This is a genomic window from Brevibacillus sp. IT-7CA2 (genome assembly GCF_949767855.1).
Taxonomy (GTDB): Bacteria; Bacillota; Bacilli; order Brevibacillales; family Brevibacillaceae; genus Brevibacillus.
The window spans coordinates 154,236-177,756 of record NZ_CATKQT010000051.1; the positions used below are offsets into that span (position 1 = coordinate 154,236).

The 23,521-nt window shown below is 49.8% G+C and carries 20 protein-coding genes; 2 read left to right on the forward strand and 18 right to left on the reverse strand.

The genetic code is table 11. The features are described from left to right. Window positions 1–50: 50 nt before the first annotated feature. Genes ACM6JA_RS24280 through ACM6JA_RS24320 form a run of 9 tightly spaced genes read right to left on the reverse strand, consistent with a single transcriptional unit; the run spans window position 51 to window position 9,668 of the window. Complete coding sequence (locus tag ACM6JA_RS24280) at window positions 51–767, reverse strand: NTP transferase domain-containing protein (protein WP_414854435.1); 717 nt, start codon at window positions 765–767, stop codon at window positions 51–53. Next, complete coding sequence (locus ACM6JA_RS24285; protein ID WP_414854436.1) at window positions 712–1,539, reverse strand: CDP-alcohol phosphatidyltransferase family protein; 828 nt, start codon at window positions 1,537–1,539, stop codon at window positions 712–714. Before ACM6JA_RS24285 ends, ACM6JA_RS24280 begins: the two co-directional genes overlap by 56 nt. Before the next feature lie 15 nt (window positions 1,540–1,554). Next, the gene (locus ACM6JA_RS24290; RefSeq protein WP_414854437.1) at window positions 1,555–2,952 is read right to left on the reverse strand and encodes a flippase; all 1,398 of its coding nucleotides are present in this window, start codon (window positions 2,950–2,952) and stop codon (window positions 1,555–1,557) included. Between the two features lie 23 nt (window positions 2,953–2,975). After that, window positions 2,976–3,671, reverse strand: a complete 696-nt coding sequence (locus ACM6JA_RS24295) for a CpsD/CapB family tyrosine-protein kinase (protein ID WP_414854438.1) — start codon at window positions 3,669–3,671, stop codon at window positions 2,976–2,978. After that, on the reverse strand, window positions 3,646–4,398 hold the full coding sequence (locus ACM6JA_RS24300; protein ID WP_414854439.1) for a YveK family protein: 753 nt from the start codon (window positions 4,396–4,398) through the stop codon (window positions 3,646–3,648). The genes ACM6JA_RS24295 and ACM6JA_RS24300 overlap by 26 nt, the downstream gene beginning before the upstream one ends. Then, on the reverse strand, window positions 4,391–5,479 hold the full coding sequence (locus ACM6JA_RS24305; RefSeq protein ID WP_414854440.1) for an LCP family protein: 1,089 nt from the start codon (window positions 5,477–5,479) through the stop codon (window positions 4,391–4,393). The genes ACM6JA_RS24300 and ACM6JA_RS24305 overlap by 8 nt, the downstream gene beginning before the upstream one ends. Continuing rightward, the gene (locus ACM6JA_RS24310) at window positions 5,476–7,371 is read right to left on the reverse strand and encodes a polysaccharide biosynthesis protein (protein ID WP_414854655.1); all 1,896 of its coding nucleotides are present in this window, start codon (window positions 7,369–7,371) and stop codon (window positions 5,476–5,478) included. Before ACM6JA_RS24310 ends, ACM6JA_RS24305 begins: the two co-directional genes overlap by 4 nt. A 40-nt stretch (window positions 7,372–7,411) precedes the next feature. Beyond that, window positions 7,412–8,692 carry a nucleotide sugar dehydrogenase gene (locus tag ACM6JA_RS24315; RefSeq protein WP_414854441.1) on the reverse strand — a complete coding sequence of 427 codons (1,281 nt, stop codon included), beginning with the start codon at window positions 8,690–8,692 and terminating at the stop codon, window positions 7,412–7,414. Next, window positions 8,685–9,668, reverse strand: coding sequence for an NAD-dependent epimerase (locus ACM6JA_RS24320; protein ID WP_414854442.1), 984 nt, complete (start codon window positions 9,666–9,668; stop codon window positions 8,685–8,687). Before ACM6JA_RS24320 ends, ACM6JA_RS24315 begins: the two co-directional genes overlap by 8 nt. Window positions 9,669–9,860: 192 nt before the next feature. Between ACM6JA_RS24320 and ACM6JA_RS24325 the strand changes: the two genes are divergently transcribed. Beyond that, a complete protein-coding gene (locus ACM6JA_RS24325) occupies window positions 9,861–11,399 on the forward strand; it encodes a glycosyl hydrolase family 28-related protein (protein ID WP_414854443.1) in 1,539 nt (512 codons plus the stop codon). Window positions 11,400–11,455: 56 nt separating this feature from the next. Here the strand turns inward: ACM6JA_RS24325 and ACM6JA_RS24330 are convergent, their stop codons facing one another. Continuing rightward, window positions 11,456–11,857: a hypothetical protein gene (locus ACM6JA_RS24330; protein WP_414854444.1), complete on the reverse strand. Its 402-nt coding sequence runs from the start codon at window positions 11,855–11,857 to the stop codon at window positions 11,456–11,458. Between the two features lie 105 nt (window positions 11,858–11,962). After that, the gene (locus tag ACM6JA_RS24335) at window positions 11,963–14,941 is read right to left on the reverse strand and encodes a DNA translocase FtsK (RefSeq protein ID WP_414854445.1); all 2,979 of its coding nucleotides are present in this window, start codon (window positions 14,939–14,941) and stop codon (window positions 11,963–11,965) included. Between the two features lie 169 nt (window positions 14,942–15,110). Between ACM6JA_RS24335 and ACM6JA_RS24340 the strand changes: the two genes are divergently transcribed. Then, the gene (locus tag ACM6JA_RS24340) at window positions 15,111–16,385 is read left to right on the forward strand and encodes a hypothetical protein (RefSeq protein WP_414854446.1); all 1,275 of its coding nucleotides are present in this window, start codon (window positions 15,111–15,113) and stop codon (window positions 16,383–16,385) included. Window positions 16,386–16,449: 64 nt separating this feature from the next. Here the strand turns inward: ACM6JA_RS24340 and cysC are convergent, their stop codons facing one another. The 7 genes from cysC to ACM6JA_RS24375 are packed head-to-tail and all read right to left on the reverse strand — an operon-like array spanning window position 16,450 to window position 23,256. Next, the gene (gene cysC, locus ACM6JA_RS24345) at window positions 16,450–17,055 is read right to left on the reverse strand and encodes an adenylyl-sulfate kinase (RefSeq protein ID WP_414854447.1); all 606 of its coding nucleotides are present in this window, start codon (window positions 17,053–17,055) and stop codon (window positions 16,450–16,452) included. 39 nt (window positions 17,056–17,094) lie between these two features. Next, the gene (gene sat / locus ACM6JA_RS24350) at window positions 17,095–18,234 is read right to left on the reverse strand and encodes a sulfate adenylyltransferase (protein WP_414854448.1); all 1,140 of its coding nucleotides are present in this window, start codon (window positions 18,232–18,234) and stop codon (window positions 17,095–17,097) included. A 41-nt stretch (window positions 18,235–18,275) separates the two neighbouring features. Continuing rightward, on the reverse strand, window positions 18,276–18,992 hold the full coding sequence (locus tag ACM6JA_RS24355) for a phosphoadenylyl-sulfate reductase (RefSeq protein WP_414854449.1): 717 nt from the start codon (window positions 18,990–18,992) through the stop codon (window positions 18,276–18,278). A gap of 15 nt (window positions 18,993–19,007) precedes the next feature. Continuing rightward, the gene (cobA, locus tag ACM6JA_RS24360; protein WP_414854450.1) at window positions 19,008–20,528 is read right to left on the reverse strand and encodes a uroporphyrinogen-III C-methyltransferase; all 1,521 of its coding nucleotides are present in this window, start codon (window positions 20,526–20,528) and stop codon (window positions 19,008–19,010) included. A gap of 56 nt (window positions 20,529–20,584) precedes the next feature. Next, on the reverse strand, window positions 20,585–20,824 hold the full coding sequence (locus ACM6JA_RS24365; protein ID WP_414854451.1) for a DUF3906 family protein: 240 nt from the start codon (window positions 20,822–20,824) through the stop codon (window positions 20,585–20,587). A 37-nt stretch (window positions 20,825–20,861) separates the two neighbouring features. Beyond that, window positions 20,862–22,478, reverse strand: a complete 1,617-nt coding sequence (locus ACM6JA_RS24370) for a nitrite/sulfite reductase (protein WP_414854452.1) — start codon at window positions 22,476–22,478, stop codon at window positions 20,862–20,864. Next, a complete protein-coding gene (locus ACM6JA_RS24375; RefSeq protein ID WP_414854453.1) occupies window positions 22,444–23,256 on the reverse strand; it encodes a sirohydrochlorin chelatase in 813 nt (270 codons plus the stop codon). The genes ACM6JA_RS24370 and ACM6JA_RS24375 overlap by 35 nt, the downstream gene beginning before the upstream one ends. Window positions 23,257–23,521: the final 265 nt, after the last annotated feature.

Consider the following 23,521-nt stretch of genomic DNA (forward strand, 5'->3'; position numbering starts at 1 on the left):
TATAGTAAAAGTAGGACCTTGTCCGGTGAGAGCTTCTCCTTGAACATCATTTACCTGTGCGCCAGATGGTTGGTGAATTGCAGGATTCGCCGATAATCCTCCCACGTATCAACCTCTGCCCAAAACAATCCCGGTGGTATTTGTGTGACATACACATTCCTTTCGCCCAAAAAAGAATAGAGGACATTTTCCCACCACAAATCATACTGCTTCTCCTGAATCAACCTTTGTAATCGACGCAAAAATATCGGCAGAAAACTCTCTTGAAGTTTGGCAATTCCAACGTATTCGCCAGTTGTCTCTTCCAGCGAGAGCTCCTTTCCATGGCGGAGCAGCAGTCCGTTTTCATAGCCAAATTTATAATCTCCCTCAGAGCGACGGACTGGATCAGCAAACATGACGGGACACGCGGTCTCTTGCAACACGACTTCCAGTACCTTCGATTCAAAGTAAACGTCGGCGTTCAACAGCAAGCAGTCGCTTCCTTGCAAAAACTCGCGGGCGAACCAGAGGGACACCATACTATTCGTCCGATCATAAAAAGGATTGTGATAAAAACGAATAGGTTCATCTTGGAGCAGATTGATAATTACGTTAGCTTGATAACCCACCACCATCGCGATCTCTTCAATTCCGTGGCGCCTTAGCTCCGCTATCGTATTTTCAATGAGCGATTGGTTTCCGATGTCCACTGTACACTTGGGAATTCCGTCAATTTGCTCGTTGATTCGTGACCCGAGACCTGCTGCCATGAGCAGTGCCTTCATCCGACTCCCCTCCTTCTTTCAGAGATGGCATGACGTATTTGATGTTCAGCTTCAGCTTGTACATCGATCTGGCCAGTCCGACGAACAGGTGGTAGAAGGTCCATAGGAGCAAAAATAGCATCTGACCGCTGATTGCCCACAGAAATGCAGTAACCAGCACACCCAACTGATAGCCCGTTTGGGTAAGAAAAAGGAAGACAAAAGCATCGATCCATTTGCTGCGCTTTCTCATAGAGACTGTTTCGTGAGAGATTTTCCCTTGACTAAAGACGAGATCAGAACCATTGGTCGCCAAAATCTCTGCAAAAATCGTAAGCAGAATCAAATAGAGCAGCCACGGACCCAACATCGCGTGATGATTCATGATGCCGTATATCACACCGAATGACACCAGGTAGAGTGCATAGTTGAGCCCGATGTCCAGCCATTCTCCTCCCTTGCTCTTCTGGTTGCGCATGCGGGCTACTTCCCCGTCGACGCAATCCGCCAAGTAGCACACCTGACAGAAGAAGCAGCCGAGCAGAAAGGATGCCGCCGTTCCGTACATAAATGCTGCAGCGCTAAGGAGTCCGGCGACAATGCCCCCGATTGTAATCGCGTTGGGGGATACTTGTGTTTTTCGGGTCAGCAATAAGCTCACGTAGATGGAGATGCGACGTGTGAAGTAGTACGACCAAAATTCCTCCCTGCTCCACGGCTTCTGCACCTGCACACGGCAATGGCGTGTCTCTTCACTATCCCAAAACATAGACGGATACAGCTCATCCTTCACGGTAAGCCACCTTCTTCATGACCTCGTCTCTGAGAGCGAGACGGAATATTTTTCGGATAAAAACGGGATATACCACGTGCGAAAACCAAAATATTTGGATGCCCAATACGAAGCACAAAGATCTCGACAGATCAGGCTGATTGAAGTAGCAATGGCGGCCCCGATAATTCCATACAGCGGAATGAGACAAGCGTTTCCGATTATGTTTAGTGCAGCTGAACAGACAAGAATATTGCGGGCCGTTTTTTGATGCCCGGTCATCGTCAATAAGGGGATAACACTACCTGTGCAAAAATTGACAAACTGCCCCATGCACAGAATCACAAGGACGAGGCTCTCACTCGCAAACTCTTCGCCAAAAAAAGTGAGCAACGGAACAGCAAATATCGCCACTAGCAGATTGAGAGGAGCAGAGGTGAAGAAAATGAGCCGATTGGCAAACGCAATCATCTTTTTCAAGCCGTCCATATCATTACGTGCATACAGCTCAGAGAACTTGGGAGAGAGGATCGTATTGATGGAAATCAGCGCAAAGCCCGTCACCATTGCCAGACGAATGACCACACTGTATACTCCGACGGTTTTAGCATCCGTAAAAATGCCCAACATGATCATATCTGTCCACGTCATAATCAATTCCATCGACGCACTGAGATACATGGGTAGTGCGACTGCAATAATTTCCCTCAACCCAACACCAGGCTCTCCCGCAATCGGCTGTACACCGATACGGAAACCTCGGCTCGTCGCATACCACTGCCCCATCCCATAGACGGCATTCAAGATAACAGCAGCTGCGAGCAGTTGAATCAAGAGCATCGTACTGGGTTCGAAAAAAGGAATAACGATGAAAAGAAACGCTAAGTGCAGAAAACGCATACCGACGATATCGACAGTGATCGAGATGACAACCCGATGCAGTGCCCGAAACGCAGATGCATACAGCCTTGCGAGTGACACAAACGGAAGCATCCACGCGACGACTCGCAGTGCCTCTGCTGGTAGCTCCCCTGCAAACACGTAGGCGGACACCTGCTCTGAGAACACATGCAACAGTATCCCAAGCACAATCGAAATCAGCGTCGCCCACAGCACTACTTTGTTGAATACTTCGGAAATCTGATAAAGCGAGCCTTTCGCGCGAAACTCTGAGAGAAAGCGGATTATGGCTGTATCCGTCCCCAAAACGGCCAGCACCATTCCGATGTTCATGAGGGTGATCGTCAGCGAATAGATGCCCAGGCTCTCGGCTCCATACTCTCTGGCAATGTAGAACTGCAAGAGATAGAGCAGCACGAAGCCGAGGAGCCGAAACAAAAACGTGAAGGCCGAGCCGCGAATCACTTCGTGAACATCGCGATCTTTATGCAGACGGTTCCATTGTCGTTGCCAAGCTAATTTGAGGGCATGCATGCTTACAAACGCCCCGCTTTCTGCTATGCGTTGTACCCATATCCGTAGTAGCCTTCTCTCTTCCCTACCTTCTTGTTGTTGAGAACAACACCGAGCAGATTGGCTCCCGCCGCTTTTAACTGCTCTACTGCTTTGACAGCAGAATCCCGCTTCGTCTTGCTTGCATCCACCACCATGACACAGCCGTCCATTTCCCGCGCCAGCACCATTGCGTCGCTTACGATTAATGGCGGGCTGTCGACAATCACAAAATCATAGTTGTGGCGCAGATAGTCCATCAATTCCAAGAGCCGTGTCGTTCCGAGCATTTCCGCCGGATTATGCGGGATTGGCCCTGCCGTAATGATCGACAGCTCTGACACCCCTGACGGTTGAATAATATCTTCAATCTGGCACATATCCGAAAAGTAAGAACTGATTCCGTACAGATTCGGCATATCAAAGGTGAAATGTACCCGCGGATTGCGTAAGTCAAAATCAAGCAGCACCGTTTTTTTGTGATCCTTTGCCATCATCAAGGACAGGTTGGCAGCGGTGATCGTTTTTCCCTCAGAAGCCCCTGGACTGGTGACTAAAATCGTTTGCATCAGCTTGTCGCCCATGGAAAACTGAATGTTTAAGCGAAGGGTACGGTAGCCCTCTACCAGCGGAGACAGCGGCTCCCAATGGGCGATCAGCTTTTGGTAACGATCATCAGGCTTCTGCCTTCTCATACTCATTCCTCACTTCCTCCACCTTGGGCTGGCGAAATGCCTTCCGCGTTTTTTTGTCAATCACCGCAATCGTTGCCAGTACAGGTAAGCCTAAATACTCCTCCACTTCTTTTTCCGATTGAAGTCGGGTATCCATCTGCACAAGCAAGAAGACGACAACCATAGACGTTGCCAACCCGAGGACAAAGGCGATCACCGAATTGAGGAACGGTTTTGGGCTCACTGGAATGGCCGCCGGATTGTTTCGGGCTTCCGCCAATATATGCACGTTGTTCATGCTAAGCATTTTGACGACTTCTCCCTGAAAGGTCGTCGCGATTGTATTGGCGATGAGTACAGCTCTGCCCTGATCCGGGTCTTCTACCGTAATGGAAATGACCTGCGAATCCTTGACTGGCTCTACCTTTGTTTGAAGCAGCAGATCCTCCATCGTAGCGCCCGCCCCGATCACTTCGAGCACGCGCTCCATCACCCGCGGACTTTCAATAATCACCCGATAGGTCTCAATCAATTTCAGATTGGAATCAATTTCTGCGACGGATAGCATGCTCTCTACGGTTGAATCCAGCGAGCGATTCACTAATATTTCCGTCTTAGCCTGATAAATCGGTGTCAGTAAATAGAAGCTCACGAGCGCTGTTCCGATGGTGCATAAAGACGTAATCAAAAGGATCAGCTTCCATCGCTTCAACAACATCAGGAGTATTTCACGAAGATTAAGCTCCTCATTCATCCTGCTTCCCCCTTTGCCCCGCTATGCTGTCACTTCCTTCTTTCGGCAGTTGTACGGGAGGTTCGATTTGTTTTTGAAAAGTTGAAAGACTCTCAGTCAACCTCTCACGCTCTTGCGGGCTGACGATATAGTAGTAGATTCCATTGATCATTTGACCCTTTCCTTCCAAACGAATCGTCTCGACGGAGGTAACTGCCGTGCTGTAGCTTAGGGCAAGCTGTTTCATCACATCAAAGGTCATGTTCGTTTTCACGTATTTCCCCATCGTCGTAAGGACGTCATTCAATCGGGTAGGCGATGCAAGAGTTACACCTTTGTCCAGCAATGCCTTGATGATTTCTTGCTGTCTTTCGTTGCGCCCGAGGTCGCCTCTCGGATCTTCGTAGCGCATGCGAGCGTAGACCAAGGCTTGCTTCCCGTCTAGCTGGATGGGACCCATCGGAAAGGTGTAATCCGCATAAGTAAAGGCAAGCTTGTTGTTGACTTCCACTCCTCCCAGCGCATCGATCACACCTGCGAATCCTTCCATATTCGCGGTCACCACGTAATCAACGGGGAATTGGAGAAACTGCTCGACGGTGTCTACTGCCTGCTGCACGCCGCCGAATGCATAGGCGTGATTGATCTTATCCTGGGTACCTTTGTGAGCGATAACGGTTCGTGTATCACGCGGTATGCTGATGAGCAACGCAGATTTCGTTTTCGGGTTGACGGAAAGTACAAGAATGACATCGGAGCGCCCCTTGTCATTCTCTCGTTCATCAACGCCAAGAAGCAGCAGGGTGATCGGTTCTTTGGGCAAGATAGCGGAGTTCTCCACTTCAGCCGCAGGCGGTGTCGTTACTTCTTGGGAATTCATGGTCGGTGATTGCCTCACAGATGCTGGTTCAGTCGTTACAGGTTTCTCGACAGATTTCTGCGTGCGGACAGGGAGGTACATTTTGCTGGCCGTTTCTTTTAACGACAGATAGACGTACACACCATAACCACTCAAGCTGATGAGACAAATCAATCCTCCCCATGCTAGCAGCCGCTTCCACTTGATCGTGGCGATCTTTTCCTTCCATTTGCTGACGCTCATCCGATCGCCACTGGATAAGGGACTGGCGTAGACTCTTCCTTCACGTAAGAAGTGGATTGATAGCCTGGCACGATCCCTTGCAAAATCTCGATGATGGATTGTTTATCCTCCATCGTCGCTCCCTTGTCTGCAATTTGCTCCAACCGGGCGATCCCTGCCAAGAGCTCATTCCAGGAAAAATCGAGCGGCTTCCCTATGAAGATGCGATTATGGCAAGTAGAAGACAAGCCTTCTTCCGCCGTCAAAATTTCTTCGTACAGCTTCTCACCCGAACGAATTCCCGTGAATACGATCGGAATATCCTTCCCTGGCTCCAAGCCTGCCAAGCGAATCAGGTCGAGGGCCATATCGACAATCTTGACCGGCTTCCCCATATCGAGAATGAATATCTCCCCTCCCTGAGCGAGTGCTCCCGCCTGGATGACGAGCTGGGCAGCCTCAGGAATGGTCATAAAGAATCTCTCCATATCAGGATGCGTAATAGTAATCGGTCCACCTGCCCGGATTTGATTGAGAAAAACGGGAACGACACTTCCCCTGCTCCCCAGGACATTTCCAAAACGAACAGCCGCAAACCGGGTAAGCCCGAAATGGTTATAACCCTGGATCAGAAGCTCAGCGATCCTTTTCGTGGCACCCATCACACTGGTTGGATTCACTGCCTTGTCCGTCGAGATCAGGATGAAATGAGAGACGCTGGTTTCCAGCGCGCATTCCGCAACATTTTTCGTACCCAGAATGTTATTCTTCAATGCCTCACACGGGTTGTTCTCCATTAACGGTACATGTTTGTGGGCAGCCGCATGAAAAACAACGGCGGGACGATACTCATGCATAATCGAAGCAATTCTTTGTCTGTCACGAATATCTGCAATCAGGCTGACCGTCTCCTGCTCAGGAAACAAACGCGAGAGCTCCAAGCTCATTTCAAAAATGCCGTTCTCTTCATTCCCCAAGAGAAGAAGTTTCCTTGGGCCAAATCTAGCTATTTGTCTGCAAAGCTCGGACCCAATCGAGCCGCCCGCTCCTGTCACGAGTACGACCTGCTGTCGCAAGTACCCTGTAATCTCTTCCAGATTGACTTGAACAGGCTCCCTTCCCAATAAATCCTCCAACGCTACATCCCGAATCATGTTCATCGTGATTTTTCCGCTGATGATGTCTGCTACGTGCGGCAAAATTTTGACACTCGCTCTCGTCGTTTTGCAAATGTCGAAAATCTCCTTAATCGTCTGCCGGGAAGCTGATGGCATGGCAATCACGATGTCTGATATGGAAAGTCGTTGCACGACGCGGGCGATATCAGCCCGATTCCCTACAACGGGTAGGCCATACACGCGCAGATTTTGTTTGCTGGGCTCATCATCGATAAAAGCAACTGGACGCAGCTCCGACAAAGGCGAGATCTTCATCTCTCTGGCTACGAGCACACCTGCGCTACCTGCCCCGATAATTAATGTGCGCCTGCGATCCTGCGTTCTTTTCTCCCGCTCTTCATACCACCACTTCCATACAAACCGAGAGCCTGTCATCCCGAGCAAAACAAAGGCCAGCGTCATGAGAAAGAGTGAGGTGGGAAATCGGATGAACCAACCAAGCAGGTACGTCATTTTCAGTACCAGGTAGAGAGCGAAAACGGAAAAGCTAGTGGCTAAAATGATCGAGACCAGTTCGCGAACACTGACATAGCGGAAAACAGGTCGATAGAGTTGAGCGAAGTGCATGCCTGTCACGACGAACAGTACGTGGCCAATCATCAAATACATAGGTTGATATTCGCTTATCGCTGTGAAAGAAAAATCAAATCGAACCAGGCAGGCCAACCAGACAGCCAAGCTGATAATTCCTGCGTCCGATAAGCTTAACCAGAATCTTCTCTTCCGGTAGCTCATATTCATCCGCTCCAGGTGATCGTTATTCAAACAATGGTCATCATAAACGCCACAGGCTAATTTCTGCCGGGCATGTTTCGCGATTTAGCACGCTTTTCACATCTGCGATGACACCTTGCCCCTGATACAAGAGTCCGGCAAGCTCCTCCCATCCCAGGTGCAGATATCGCTCATGGGGTACGGCCAATACGATTCCGTGGGCAGGCTGCAGGTCTTCCCACTCTCGCAATTGAATGCCGTATTCCTCTCTCGTCCGTTCTGGACAAGCCAATTCATCTGTCACTTGGACCTCTACTCCGAACTCCTTTAGTTCCTGAATAATGTCGATGACCCGACTATTGCGAATGTCCGACACGTTTTCTTTAAAGGTGATGCCCATGATCGTAATTCGCGAGCCTTGAATCGCAATATTTTGCCAGATCATTTGCTTCACGAGTGAGGTCGCGACGAACTTGCCCATACCGTCATTGATCCGTCGGCCTGCCAGTATGACCTGCGGATGATAACCAACACTCTCCGCCTTGTATGTCAAATAGTACGGATCGACGCCAATGCAATGACCACCGACGAGTCCTGGAGAGAAGGGAAGGAAGTTCCATTTTGTTTGAGCGGCCTGGAGCACATCTGCCGTAGAAATGCCCAAGCGGTCAAAAATAATCGAGAGCTCATTGATCAAGGCGATATTGATGTCGCGTTGCGTGTTCTCAATCACCTTGGCTGCCTCAGCCACCTGAATCGAGGGAGCTTTGTGAATACCCGCCTCTACAATCACCCCATACATCTCGGCAATCGTTTCACACGTCTGGCGATCTTGCCCTGAGACGACCTTGACGATCTGGGACAATCTCCGTTCCCGATCCCCCGGATTAATTCGTTCAGGTGAGTAGCCGACAAAAAAATCAATCCCCGCCAGCTTTCCAGACGCTTGTTCCAATACAGGAATACAAATTTCTTCTGTTGCCCCTGGATAGACTGTCGATTCATAGACGACGATGGTCCCTGGAGTCAGATGTTGCCCAACGCTTTCAGACGCGAAAATGAGTGCCCGCATATCGGGCCGTTTCGCAGAATCGACAGGAGTGGGCACCGTTATGATGATAAAATCACACGCCGCTAGACTTGCGGGATCATCTGTATACGTGATGTTGGCTCGCATCAGCTCATCTGTCGACATCTCTCCGGTTTCGTCCATTCCGCTCTCCAGACTGCGTATGCGTCTTTCGTCTATGTCAAAACCCACCACTGGAAGCACTTGGCCAAAAGCAATCGCGACAGGCAGTCCTACATATCCAAGACCTACTACTCCCACTTTTTTACGCATGGGCGACACCATAATAGCTGACGTACCAGTCTACAAAGCGAGATATACCCACATCGACTGGTGTTTTCGGTCGAAAACCTGTCGCCTCATACAGAGCTTCCACTGACGCATAGGTGGCAGGAACATCCCCCGGCTGGATGGGCAAATAGTCGCGAACAGCCTTTTTACCCAGCTTCTCTTCCAAAATCGAGAGAAACGTAAGCAAATCGATCGGCTGGTGATTCCCGATGTTGAACACCTCATGCGGCGCCTTATCCCCCTCCCTTCGGGGAATTCGATTCATCAGTCTCAGCATCCCTTCGACGATATCGTCCACATACGTAAAGTCCCTTGTCATGTTGCCGTAGTTGAAAATGCGGACAGGCTCTCCCGACAAAATCGCCTTAGTAAACGTATAGAGCGCCATATCGGGTCGGCCCCAAGGCCCATATACCGTAAAGAAGCGAAGTCCCGTCGCAGGCAAGCCGTATAAATGACTATAGGTATAGGCCATCAGTTCATTGGCTTTTTTCGTTGCTGCGTACAAGCTGACCGGCTCATCTACGGGATCGTACTCCGCAAATGGTAGCTTTGTATTCCCTCCGTAGACGGAGCTTGAGGATGCGTAGAGCAAATGCTTGACTCTCGACCGTCGGCATCCTTCCAAAATGTGCAGAAACCCGGTGATATTGGAAGTCGTATAGGCATGAGGATTTTCCAGACTGTACCTGACGCCCGCTTGAGCGGCCAAGTGAATGACAATCTCCGGCTCCATTTCTCGGAACAACTCGTCCATTTTGCTCTGATCTGCAATATCCGCTTTGAAAAAACGAAATGATGGATGCGCTTGGAGGATTTCCAGTCGTTTGCTCTTCAAGACCGGGTCGTAATACTCATTGCAATTATCTACCCCCCACACCGTCTGTCCTTGTTCCAAAAGCCGTCGGGCTACATGAAAACCGATAAATCCAGCTGCGCCTGTCACCAAAATCGACATACTATCCACCTCTTTGCTTATTCATACGGAGGTTCTAGGACAAATATGCCAGTGGTTGCCCAAAGTTTATGGAACACATTTTTATGTAGTCCATGCCCTTTTTACTAAATGGTTGTCAACATTTGAGAAATGGTTGAATGAAATGAAAAGAAGACAATCTTGTCTACCCATTTTCTGGAGGAGAATGTTTTAATGTGGATTGATGTAAAAACGTACGGAGCAAAGGGGGATGGAGTGACCGACGATACCCAAGCAATCCAGGTTGCCTTGACTGCTGCTCTGAACCTGCAAATTCCATTATTTTTCCCTGCTGGCACCTATATAATTGAACCAAACAGCCTGGAGGCCGTCCTAGGAGCAGGAAAAAGCCTAGTGATGCAGGGAATCGGTCCTTTTTCCGTATTAAAAAGGAAAGCCAATTCAAGTGCAGCAGATTGGCGCTGGCTGTTCTCGATTACATCCACGGGTGGTGATGCGGATTCCTTTGTGGTCACCAACCTAAAGATTGATTCCAATGCAAGAGCAAACCCGCTGCCTCCCGATCCTTACGATTACGAGCATAGCGCCGATTTCTACATTCGTGGTGCCGGTCCTAGCAGCTATATCAACTACGTAGCGCTACAACAAGTATGGTGTACGGATGGAGTCGCCGACCATTTTTACTTTGCCGGGGAAACGAACTGCTATGTCCGCACTGTGCAAGTTACCGATTTTTACAGCGACAACCGCAAGAGAACACGCTCAGATATTACAGTGACAGGTGGACTGGAACGTCTGAATGCAGCGAATGTAGCCTGTGATCGTTTTGAGGTCGAGCTTAATCAAGGGTACGACGGATCCACACCCATGTTCGTAAACCTGAGCAATATCTCTTGCCGTCAACAGCTCGACCTGGAGGGAGATCTGTCCTCCCCGATGGTCGTGCAAGGTAGTAACCTTGTTTCGCTCGCCAGCTTCAGTCTCACTGGCATGACAGGCTGTATCAGCTCCTCGGTTTTTTATACGGCACCTGATCAGAAAAATCGAGTGAACTTTATGAAAAACATGACGTTCAGCAATTGTCGCTGGGTATTGCATACGACCGCACAAGGAAGTACAAAGACGGTTGGTACCGGTCTGACCGTGGATTATTCGGATGTAGGACTTGTATTTGATGGCTGTAGCTTCGAGGCCAATGATACGGCGACTTCCATCGGCGGCTACGCCTTGAGCTTGGAGCCATGGGATGTGCTCGCCGAGAGACAAGTTACCGTGAGAAACTGTTCGTTTGACCCTCGGCTGACCCAAAACATTTCGTTAAACCGCTGCGGAAATGTTTCCCTCATAAACAACCGTTATTCCGGTTCTGATCACGCCATCATGCTCTTCGGCACCGGAACGTACCCATTGGTAGTCACCGTGGATGGAGGCGACTTCAGCCAGGTTACTGGAAAAATGTTTTATCACAAGTCTTCGGATAAAATAACCCTCTCCATGAAAAACCTCCCTGTTCCTGTTTCCCTCACTAGCGGCTACAAATCCGAAAACTCTTCCTTTATCCCAACTGTTTCCATCAACGAACGTGTGGTGTATGTCGCAGCAGCCCCCAGTGCCTCCGTCAAATACGGCGGTATCAAAGGCGATACACTACGCTTGATCACTCCTGTAAACAATCAACCGTGCGAATGGATTGCGACTACGACAAATAAGACTGCCTGCACCTGGCTAGCGACCGAAACGGCCAAAAGCTAAGGGAAATGAAAAACATCCATCTTGCCCCTCGTTGTGGGATAGATGGATGTTTGTTATTAGGCAATACGCTCCAAATCCGGATTGTACCGTTTCACATAGGTATAAATTTCTTCCCCAAGCAATTGCGTTCTCACTAGCTCATCTGCTTGTTCCGTCAAATGCTGGGTGAGTTGATTGGTTCCATTTTCGATGCGTCTTTTGGCAGCCTCAGGCAATGTCAATACATGCGGTACGAGCAATTGCAGGTACCAAACGCCCTTTTCTTCCTCGGAGACATCGATCTCCAGTTCCATGTCCGAACTGTCGAAATCGTACAGCTGGTTAAAGAGCGACTCTCTTTTTTCCAGCGTCATTGCGGCAATGTCGATTTTTTCCACGCTCAAATAATACTCTTCATTGAACAAGACAATTTTGTCGTCAATTTCCTGATACTTTTTCGCCAGCGGATTCATCGTCATCGATCCTTTCCATCTCACATCTATCCTATAGCATACTACCTTACTGAATATTTAGGCAACTCGTCTGTGTAGAAAGGGCCTTGCTCCATGCAAGACCCTCGTTTTTTACAGGAGTGTCGATCCCTCCACTACGGCTTGTGCGTCCTCCTTGGAAATAAGGACGGCGCGAGCCTTACCGCCGCTTTGTCCTGCGACGTACCCATCTCCCTCCATCATTTCGATGAGACGGGCAGCACGGTTATATCCGACGCGGAAACGGCGTTGCAATCCAGAGGCAGAAGCTTGTCCCTGCTCGGCCACGAACACGAGCGCTTCCAGATACAACGGGTCATCTCCGCTGTCAAACGATGCAACCTGCTGATCCAAATCTTCTTTGCTGAAAATGTACGCAGGCTTTCTTTGCTTTTTGATCATGTGCGTGATTCGCTCGATCTCGTCATCCGAAACGAAGTTCCCTTGCAGACGAACCGGAGTCGTGCCGCTCTCAAGGAACAGCATGTCCCCTCTACCCAACAGTCGTTCTGCCCCAGATTGATCGAGAATCGTACGCGAGTCGACTTGGGAGAACACAGCAAAAGCAAGACGAGTCGGTACGTTTGCCTTGATGTTTCCGGTAATGACATCCACGGATGGGCGCTGTGTCGCCAAGAGCAAATGAATACCGCAAGCACGTGCCTTCTGAGCGATCCGGATAATGCAATCCTCCACATCTTGCGGCGAGACCATCATCAGGTCAGCCAACTCATCAATGACGATCACGATATAAGGCAGCTGATCATCTGTCGTCTGATTGTAGCGGTCAATATCGCGAACACCCGCATCTACGAATAGCGCATAGCGCTTCTCCATTTCTTCCACGGCCCATTTGAGAGAAGCCGTTGCCTGCTTGGCCTCCGTCACGACAGGCGTAACCAGATGGGGCAAATGATTGTAAGGGGCGAGCTCTACCATTTTCGGATCGATCAAGAGCAATCGCACCTGCTCAGGAGTCGCCTTGTACAGCAGACTGACGATGATAGAGTTGATGCAGACACTTTTACCCGAGCCTGTCGAGCCGGCAATCAAACCGTGTGGCATCTTTTTAATATCTGCAATAATCGGCTCTCCGCCAATGTCCATACCGAGTGCGACCGCCAGAGGAGATGAATGCTCCTGAAACTTGTCTGAGCTGATAATCTTCTCGATTAATACAGGCTGGCTGGACATATTCGGGACTTCGATTCCGATGGCATTGCGTCCTGGAATCGGCGCCTCGATACGAATATCTTTGGCAGCTAAATTCAACTTGATATCATCAACCAATCCCGTAATCTTGTTCACTTTTACGCCGGGAGCCGGTTGCAACTCAAAGCGTGTCACGGATGGGCCTTTGACAATCCCTACTACTTGAGCGCTGACATTGAAATTCGCGAGCGTCTCTTCCAATAACAGCTTTTGAATTTGAGTATGCTCATCGTCGTCATCACTGACCGGTGGGCTCGGATTCAACAGTCCTAAATCCGGCAAGGCGTATGGCGGCTGTGCTGACTCTGCTCCTAGGTCAGCTTCATTGGACGAGTCTTTTACCGGAGCTGACGCAGGCTGTATCGCCATGGATGCCTGAGACATGTTCACGGGCTGTGCAGCAGATGAAGCAGGAACAGGGATTGGCACGGTTTCTGGTACGGTTTCTGCAACCGATTCTTCAACTGGTTCTACAATCGGTTCCACAATTGGTTGAGCAATGGATTCATGCTCAGTTGGTTCTGTTGGTTCTGTTGGTTCTGTTGGTTCTGTTTGCTCTGGCGTATCTTCGGAAACCGAACCCGCTCCTGCTGAACTGAGCTCCTGGGGTGAATCTACTTCTGTTCTTTCTAGCAAACGGCTAATTGCAGATGCATAGGCAGGCTCTTCGACACCATCGCTCTCTAGCTCCGTTTCGACTTCTTGATTCTCCTCCCCAACAGAAGGAGACTCCACGTTATCGCCATCATTCTCGCTCTCTACCTGCACAACCGCACTGCGTGTAGTGATCAGTCTATGCTCTGCTTCCTCATGGTCTAGCTGCTCTTCCATCGTTTGAGAGTAGTCTATCGGTTCTGGTTGCCCAATAGACTCCGATTCCTCTTCTTCTTCATTCTCTTCAGCTACAGTCTCTTCGACTTTTGGCTCAAAAGCATCAGAATCAGAATCTTGCAGATCCGTAGCTTGCGATTCCGTATCCATCATTTTTCCTTCTATTTCTTCTGCTACCGTCTCTTCCATTTGTACGGAAGCAGCAACTTCTCGTTCTGAATCAAGAGCTTCTGCCACAGCAAACTCCGAAGCAGTCTCTTCTCTTTCGTTATGTACAGATTCATCTCCAACAGCAACATGCTGCGGTTCATTTTGCTCAAAAGAAGCAGTCTCTTGCTCCTCTGGAAAATACTGCTCGCTCATCTCTTGTTCCCACTGCTTCATCTGCTGCAAATGCTCTTCTTGCTCCAGACGCGGATAAATGATTCCCGCAGTCGTATGGATTCGATGCTCTGCCTCGCGCGTCGCCGAGGTTATCTTCCCATAAACAGGGGAAACGATTTCAGACGGCTGGTAGGCACGCTTTTCCTCAGTAGAATAAACGGGTCTCGTTACTTTTTCCGCTTCTTTTTGTGGCGTACGGTTTGGACGCTGCGGTATCTCGATGTTGTTCTTGACAAGTTCAGGTTTCTTTTTCTCGAAAACAGGATCTGCCTTTGTTTCCAGCACGCGTTCATTTGCTGGCCGCACCGTTTCACGCTTGGACTCGAATCGCTCCCGAGGTGCCTGCTGGCGACTGCGTTCATTCGATTCGGCAGTATTTACGCTATGATTACGCTTCTTGTCCAAATAGTTATCCGGGACAACTGGAAAACGAAATTGACGCTCTCTTCTTTGACGCACATTGTCTTCTATATCTCGATTGTCTACCCGTTCTTTTGGGTATATGCTTTTTGTTTTCGCCTGAGGCTGACGGGGAGCGGGATTACCTATTGGGTTACCGGTACCTGCTGGACGGCCTTCTTCTACTATTTCTTCTTCTCTTTCTCCCTGAAAAAAGTTCATCAGCTTTTGAAGCCACGACCACATGTTGCAACGCCCTTTCTTCACTAACCATCTTTTCCCCTTCATCTTACCACGAAAATGGGGCAGAATTAGCTGGATTGTGATTTTTTTCCGTTTTTGCGAAACCTTTTCTCTATTTGTGCGTAGAACAAAGGGGAATAAAAAAATAATATACATAGGGGAGGAACACATCATGTGGAAAAAAGGTAGCGCCCTTCTGGTAGCAGGTACGGTACTGCTAACCGGTTGTGCTGGCGAGGCATCACTGGTGCGTGATTCTATCGTAGCGACAATTGACAAGCCAAACTATGATTTTGAAGGCTCCTTGAAGCTCACAGGCGACGTTGAGAAATTGCCTGAAGCATTCGGAGAACCGGTTGACAAAGAAGGCCAGGCGTTGTTGTCCGCTTTGAAGGCAGGCGTAACAGTAAAAGGCTCCCAGCTGGATCTGGACACGGTGAAGTTTGAAGTAGAAGTAAAAGACGACAAGCTCCTGCGCGACAACAAGCTCTGGACAGGTGACAAAAAAGCATCCGTTGAAACAATCGTTGACGAAGATAAAGTATACGTGAAGTCTCCGCTGGACAGCAAATACTTGGTAATCGATTCGAACGCATCCAATCCTTTCATGGCTGAGCTTGGCGGCTCCGATGCTGCTAACGCTGCGAAGCTGAAAGAATACCAAGACAAAATGAACGACCTTACTTTCAACTTTGTGAAAAAGTATGTAAGTAAATACGGCTATACATTGGCAGACGCGAAAAACCATGGTAAACAATCCGTTACATTGCCGAACGGTGAAAAAGTAGAAGCGACTCACGTAACTGTAAAAATCGACGCAAAAGAATTGGTAAAAATGTTCTTCTTCACAGCTAACGATGCAGTAGCTAGCAAAGAAGTAAAAGATTTTGCGATCGACATGATGGTACTGACTACTTCCATGACAGAAGATCTGTATCCGGAAATGGGCGCGAAAACTACAGAAGCTGAGAAGCGCGCAAATGCAGAAGCAATGATCAACGAAAGCATGGCTGAAGCGAAAAAATGGCTGGATGAAACAGGTAAAACATACACACCTGAAAAAATCGTAGAAGAAATGAAAAAAGAAGGCTTCCACAAGCTCGCTTGGAACCTCGACTTCTACATCGACAGCAACAAAATGCCTGTAAAACAAACAAGCGATTTGAGCGTAACTTTCCAAGCTCCAGAAATGAAGCAAGCTGTAACAATCGGTCTGGCTGCTGATCAATATGCATACAACTTCGGAAAAGCAACCAAGTTCAGTGCGCCAGCAAAAGATGCTGGTCTGACTGTAGAACAGCTGGTGAAAGATGAAAAAGCAATCAACAGCTTTAGCGACAAAGGCTTTGTTCGTCCAATCGCTGAAAGCATGGTTGATCAACAAAAATGGATGGAAGAAATGGTTGAGGATCTGGAAGCTGAAGAAGCAGCGACCACTACGAAGTAATATTTTTCCTCACGAAGAAAAGCACGGCGCTCCTCGCGTCGTGCTTTTTTACCTATCCATAAAACTAGAGAATCTTGTGCTCTTCCAGGTATGTAAGGACAATCTGGACAGATTCTTCAATCGTCTGCTTGTCGCTTTCAATGACCAGTTCCGCTTGAAGAGGCGCTTCATACGGTGCTGAAATCCCCGTAAACTGACCAATTTCTCCGTTTCTCGCTTTTTGGTATAGCCCCTTCACATCCCGTCGCTCACACTCATCCAATGAACATTTTACATATACCTCGATGAATTCTCCCGCCTCTACCAGATTACGCGCAAGCTCCCGGTCTTCCCGATAGGGAGAGATAAATGCCGTCAAGGCAATCACACCTGCATCTACGAACAGCTTCGCGACCTCGCCAATTCGGCGAATATTTTCCTGTCTGTCCTCTGTCCCAAACCCCAATCCGCGGTTTAAGCCGTGACGTATATTGTCACCATCCAGTACGTAACTGGCTAGCCCTCTTTGATGCAATTCATGCTCGACTGCATTGGCCAACGTCGATTTGCCAGCACCAGACAGCCCCGTAAACCATAAGACACAGCTTTTGTGGCCTGCACGCTTCTGACGGTCTTGTTTGGTTACCGTCGTCGGATGCCATACGATATTCACGGTGCCCTCTCTACTCATCGTCTCTCCCCTCTCTTACAACTGCTTTCTTCTAGCCTATTATACGGACACCGGTCGCAGCCCTTCGATCAATACCTGCGCGACCTCAGGACGGCTAAATTGAGGTGGCGGAGCCTCCCCACGCGACAGCATTTCCCTCACCTTTGTCCCGGACAGCCCAACATGATGCTCACTATCATGCGGGCACGTTTTGGTAGAGGCCATGTTTTCGCAGCTCTTGCAATAAAAGCTGTTCTCGAAAAATAACGGCGTAATCCCTAGCTCCTCTGGCTGGAACTGGCGGAAAATATGCTGGGCATCGTACGTCCCGTAATAGTTGCCAACACCCGCGTGGTCCCGGCCTACAATAAAATGAGTGCAGCCGTAATTCTTCCTCACCAATGCGTGAAAAATCGCTTCCCTCGGTCCCGCGTAACGCATGGCAGCCGGGAACACGGCCAACTCTACCCGGGTAGCCGGATAGTATTTTTCCAGCAATACCTGATAACTGTTCATCCGCACATCAGCAGGGATGTCATCTGCCTTCGTTTCGCCCACGAGAGGATTCAAAAAGAGACCGTCGACGATTTCGAGAGCTGATTTCTGGATATATTCATGCGCGCGGTGGACTGGGTTACGTGTCTGAAAGCCGACAATCGTTTTCCAGCCCTTCTCGGCAAATCTTTCTCTCGTTTGTGCCGGATCGAAGTGATAGCGGGCAAAGCGACCTTTTTCGGTGCGCTTTACCAACGTAATTGGGCCAGCCAAATAAACGGAGGGACGCTCCAGCAGCTTTTTCACCCCGGGATGATTCGTATCATCGGTGCCATAGACGAGCCGAGCTTCTCGCTCCTTGTCAGGTGAATAAATATCGGTGATCGCAAGAATGCCGTAGACCGAACCTTTATGGCTCAACCGCACCTTGTCTCCGATTTGCAAGGCTCCTGCGACAGTGGTCGAGACCGGAAGAGTGATCGGAATGCTCCAAACGGTACCATCTGCCAGTCGCATCTGCTCTACGACAGAAATATAATCCGCCCGATTCAAAAACCCCTCAAGCGGACTGTAGCCCCCTATCCCGATTAACTCCAGATCTGCGAGTGCAAATGCATCTATCTCTACCTCATGCGTAGTCACCGACAGGTCTGCCTGTGGCTCAAAACGGTTTACTAGCTCTCCCCCGTGAGGTTTCCCTCTCATACAAAAGCCCTCCTATCCTTGGTTTGTTCTTCTCTTTCTCGTTACCTTGCGAGATGCAGGCCACATTCCGTTTTCCCTGCTTGCGCCCAGCGCCCTGCTCTCGAATCCTCGCCCTCTTTTACAGGACGAGTACAAGGAGCACAGCCGATGCTCGGATAGCTCTTGTCGTGGAGGGGGTTGTACGGCAATTCAAATGCCCGAATGTACTGCCATACTTCCTCCGACTTCCAATGAATGAGCGGGCAAATTTTTAGCGATTGGAATTTTTCATCGCGATTGATAAACTCGACATCCGCTCTTGTGGCAGACTGCTCTCTGCGTAGTCCTGACAACCATGCAACTGCTCCGGTCAGCACACTTTCCATCGGCTGTACTTTGCGGATATGGCAGCACATATCCGGTTGCCTGCTCCACAATTCTTCGCCATGGAGGTCTGCCTGCTGTGCCAGCGTGATGTCCGGCTGCTTAACCGTTATCCGCAATGCGGGATACCTCGCTCTCACCTGCTCAATCAAGCTGTACGTCTCGGAAAAGTGGAGATTGGTATCCAAAAAAGTAACCTTGGCATCCTTTTTCACATCGCTGATCATATCGAGCAGCACCATGGCCTCGGCCCCAAAGCTACAAGAATAAATCAAATCATCTGAAAACGTTTTGTAGGCCCATTTGATTACATCTATGGTGTCGCCCTTTGCAAGACTATTATTGATGGAAGCGAGTTGTTCCTCTGTAGCTGACGCATAATTCAGCTGGCTCATGTGCCCCCTCCTTGATCATTCAGCGTACGATCCTTCCTGCGAACCAGTCGTCGACAAGACAAGCCTCTGCCCATGCTTGGCATGGTCACGCCACGCCATGAGCTCATTTATACGCATCGCGTTATCTGTATGGCTGCTCACGGATTGCCAGCCCATTTCTCTCGCTGCATCTGCTGTTTCCTTTCCTACACATACGATCGGTGTCTTTGACCAAGCATCGCCAGCGAATTGCGCCAGAGCTGACAACGTATGGGCGTCATCCGTCGCTAGCCAGTCAAATGACAATCCTACCTCTTTCGCACCGAGGTGCTTCTCATCCCATTCCACCGTGCCCGCTTGGATCACTTGAATCACCTTGCCGTGGTCCAGCGTGATTCTTTGTGGCTTCCTTGCCCCTACGTATAGCACCTGCTCTTCTTTTTCCAAGGCAAGCAGGTCGGGGAATGCCAGCAGTGATGTGTCTTCATCCAGCACCAAGTCCGGATATATCCCCCATTTCTCGAAAGCCTCAAATGCCCGTTGTCCAGAAACAGCCAGCTTGCTCGTCAAGCGTCGTACATCATAACGCTGTTGTCGCAAGGCAGAAGTAAAAAAGGATACTTGCTGCTCATTCTCGAAGACGAGCCAACGATAAGTGGCAAGCTCTGCCAATGATGTGTCAAACGTGCAGCGTTCGATCAAAGGAATCGGCATGATTTCGGCGCCCAACTGCTCCAAGGCAATCACAAGCTCGGTATTTCCTTCATCGCTTGCTCTTCTTGCAACGGCTACTCGCTGTCCGAACAAGGGGCGTGATTCGTACCAGTTCAACGATTCCCGCAGACGGACGACCTCACCTACGATAATGATGGCGGGTGCGGCAAAACGGGCCTGTTCTACTTCCTTATCTATCGTCCCAAGCTTGCCGATCAACGTCTCCTGCTCACGCACCGTCCCCCAGCGCACGAGAGCAACGGGCGTAAGGACGTCTTTTCCATGCGCAAGAAGGCGCTCCCTGATGCGAGGCAGATTTTTCACACCCATGTAGATGACCAACGTTTCCATCGAGGCGAGGGCAGCCCAGTCCGGCTCCTTTCCCGCATTTTTTTCACACAAGTGACCGGTGACAAAAGCGACGGAAGAGTTGTAGTCACGATGCGTTAGCGGAATACCCGCATAGAGCGGAGCCGCCATCCCAGAAGTAATCCCTGGGACGATCTCAAACGGAATAGAATGGTCGCCACACATCTGTGCTTCCTCTCCTACCCGCCCGAACATGCTCGGATCCCCGCCTTTCAGTCGAACGACGTATTTCCCTTTTTGAGCTTCCCGGATGAGCAGGAGGTTGATCTCTTCTTGCGGCAATGTATGATGATCGGCCTCTTTCCCGCAATAGATGAGTGTGGCTCCCTTTTTTGCGTACAAGAGAAGCTGCGGGCTTGCTAGACGATCGTACACAATCACATCCGCTAGACGAAGCGACTCCATGCCGCGAATCGTCAGCAGCTTTGGGTCACCAGGCCCTGCTCCGACAAAAACGACTCTGCCTGTGTTCATTACGAATCCGTCCTCCTTGCTGCTTTGTTCCTTCACAGGAAGAGTCTTGGCCGTTTTTAAGCAAACGTTGAGGTTTCCACTACGTACCCGACTCCTTGGCGTCCGAGCGGCTTCTTTTCCACCAGGCTCAGCTCTTTGATACGGGGAGACGCTATCGTATGTCGCAAGAGATTGTTCTCGGCTGAAGAGAAGGCTCGCTCATCCGTTTGGGCGATCACCACAACCGTCAGTAACCGCCCTTCCTCTAGCACAGCTTCCAGCTTGTAAAGGTAGCTCTCTGTTTGTTCCTCTGCCATGACATGTCCCCCTAACCTGGCTATACCCGAACAAGCATTACGCTGGTTGCAGAATAGAGTCAACCTGTGCTTGGATATGGGAAAGTCCTACCCGCTCCACGTAGCGCCAGTATGGTTCGCCTTCCTGACGATCTGCCTTGTACAGTGTGATCAATTGGGCAAGGAACGGACCGAGTCTATCCACAGTAATCCGCGCGTTGAGCTTGCGGTTGAATTGCGGCTCCTCCAGTGTCCCGCCTACGTGGATGTCAAACGCCTCTACCATCCCGTTTGATGTCTTGACCAATGCGCCTTGCAGGCCGATATCCGCAATTTGTCGCTGACCGCAAGAATTCGGGCAACCAATCATATGAATGCGCAGCGGCGTTTCGAGAACGACCGTATCATCCAAATATTGAGCCAGCGAACGCATCCGCTCCTTGGTCTCCACGATAGCCAGATTGCAATATTCCGTACCTGTGCACGATACGGCATACCCGACAAACGTATTGGGCTGCAATTTGAAGCGGTTCACAATCATCGGCTCATTGCGAAAAGCTGCGACCTTTGCTTCGGGAATGTTGCGAATCAGGACATTTTGAGTGTTACAGGTACCAATCGTCCCATCGCCATATTCGTTCGCCAGACGGGCAAGTTCATTTAGCTCCCCTGCATTCATCCGCCCAACGGGAACAGACAAGCCTGCGTAGTATAGTCCTGCTTGGCGCTGCTCATGAATGCCGTAAAAATATCCGCCATTCCAGCCCGTGGTTAAATCGATACCACCCGGCTCAAGCTCGCCCACCAGCTCCAGTAATTGCTCCTTGAACTTTTCCGGTCCCCAGTCAGCGACCAAGAACTTAAGACGTGCATGCGTACGTTTTTGACGGTAGCCGAAATCACGGAACAAAGTCGTAACTCCTGCCGCTACTTTGATGACCTCTTCTGGTCGCACGAACACATCCAGTTGCTTCGCCAAGTATGGCTTCGCTGACAAGCCGCCACCTATCCATACATGAAAGCCGATTACTTCCTCGCCAGCCATAACTTTTTTGGCCGGAGTGAAAGCCAGGTCGTTGATTTGCGCATGCGCAGCGTTGTGGATGTTGGCAGAAACCGATATTTTATACTTGCGTGACAGATTGGAGAAGTCGCGATTGAGCAAGAAAAAATTTTCTAACTCCTCTACGATGGGACGCGTATCCAGCACTTCATGAGGATCAATGCCTGCCAGTGGGTTCCCCATGATTTGCCGCGGGCAGTCTCCACATGCTTCAAAAGAGGAAAGTCCTACCGATGCGAGTCGATCAAAAATGTCAGCGAGGGATTCTACCGTGAGCCAGTGAAATTGCACGGCCTGACGTGTGGTCACATCCACCAGATCACGCCCATAATCTTCCGCGATGTTGGCGAGCACCCGAGCTTGTTCACTGTTTAAAATGCCTCCAGGTATGCGCACACGCATCATGAAATGACCATCCTTTGGTCGCTGCTGATAAACGCCTGCCCATTTAAATCGATCCATATCAGAAGATTCAATCGATGCGAACCCTTCTTTGGAATAGGTGTTTACGATCGTTTCGATGACGTCCAGTCCGTCTTTTTCCAGCTTCGTAAACTCCATTTTGTTGAGGGAAGGATCAGCAGCCCACTTCCACTGCTTTCTCTCTGCCATGCTCGTACATGCTCCTTTGTGTGAAGATGTCCGTTACCAATGCCATTCGAATCGATTGGCTCATCCAGTCCGCAATCAGTGGGTGGGGTAAGTACGCACTGCCCTCATAGCGATAAGCCAAGCCCGCAAGCCGTTTCGGGATTGCTTGTCGCGTGAAGTAGCCCTGGCTGACGAACAGAGGAAGCACGAGGACATCCCCTTTTTGTGCCAGTGAACAAGCTTGATCGTACAGTGTATCGGGCCTCAGTGTCGCATATCCGGCAGCGGCAAATGCATAGCGGTTTTGCAAGCGGAATGTCAGACGCAAGAGCAGCTTTTCCCAGCGCTCATGACATCCAGGCAAGTCACTGCCGTGCCCGACGAGCAACAAAGCCTCCTGACTAGGCAAGCGTGATAGACTTGCGATTCGCTCTGCCACAATCTGCTCGACGTTTCCGTGATCCTCCAATGGCGGACACCAGAGAATTCTTGCCTGAACCGGAACACGAATCAGGTCTGTCTCTCCTGTCGGCCATGGGTCTAGTCCAAGCATCGCGCGGATTTCCCCTACGTGATTGCTTCCTGCCGTAGCGAATAGCGGAACGACGACAATTGTTGTCGCTCCTGATGCTTCCAGTCGTTTCACTTCATCGCTGATGCTTCGTCCTTCCACTCCCCCCAAGTAAGCTACCCGAATTGGCAAATCAGTGCGGCACTGCCAAACGGCTGATTCCACCAACGCCAACCAATCAGGATCGGGTGAACCGTGAGCAATTACCAGAGCCGCTGTTTTCGCCATCGGATAATCCCCTTATCCAAACTTATTTTGCAATTCATATATGTTTACTCGGAATTATAATTGGGATGGATTGCCTCGTCAATAACAAAATCATATTTCACTTGAACATAGTGTTCGGGACGTTGCTATAGGTGGGGGAAGAAGTTCATTTCCAGTCTGCGCTTCGGCCTACGCCCAGCATGGGGGATTGACTGTCCGCTTCGAAATGAATGGCGGGAGCGCTTCAAACGTAAAAGTTTCGGAGAAGTATACCATAGGTGAAGCT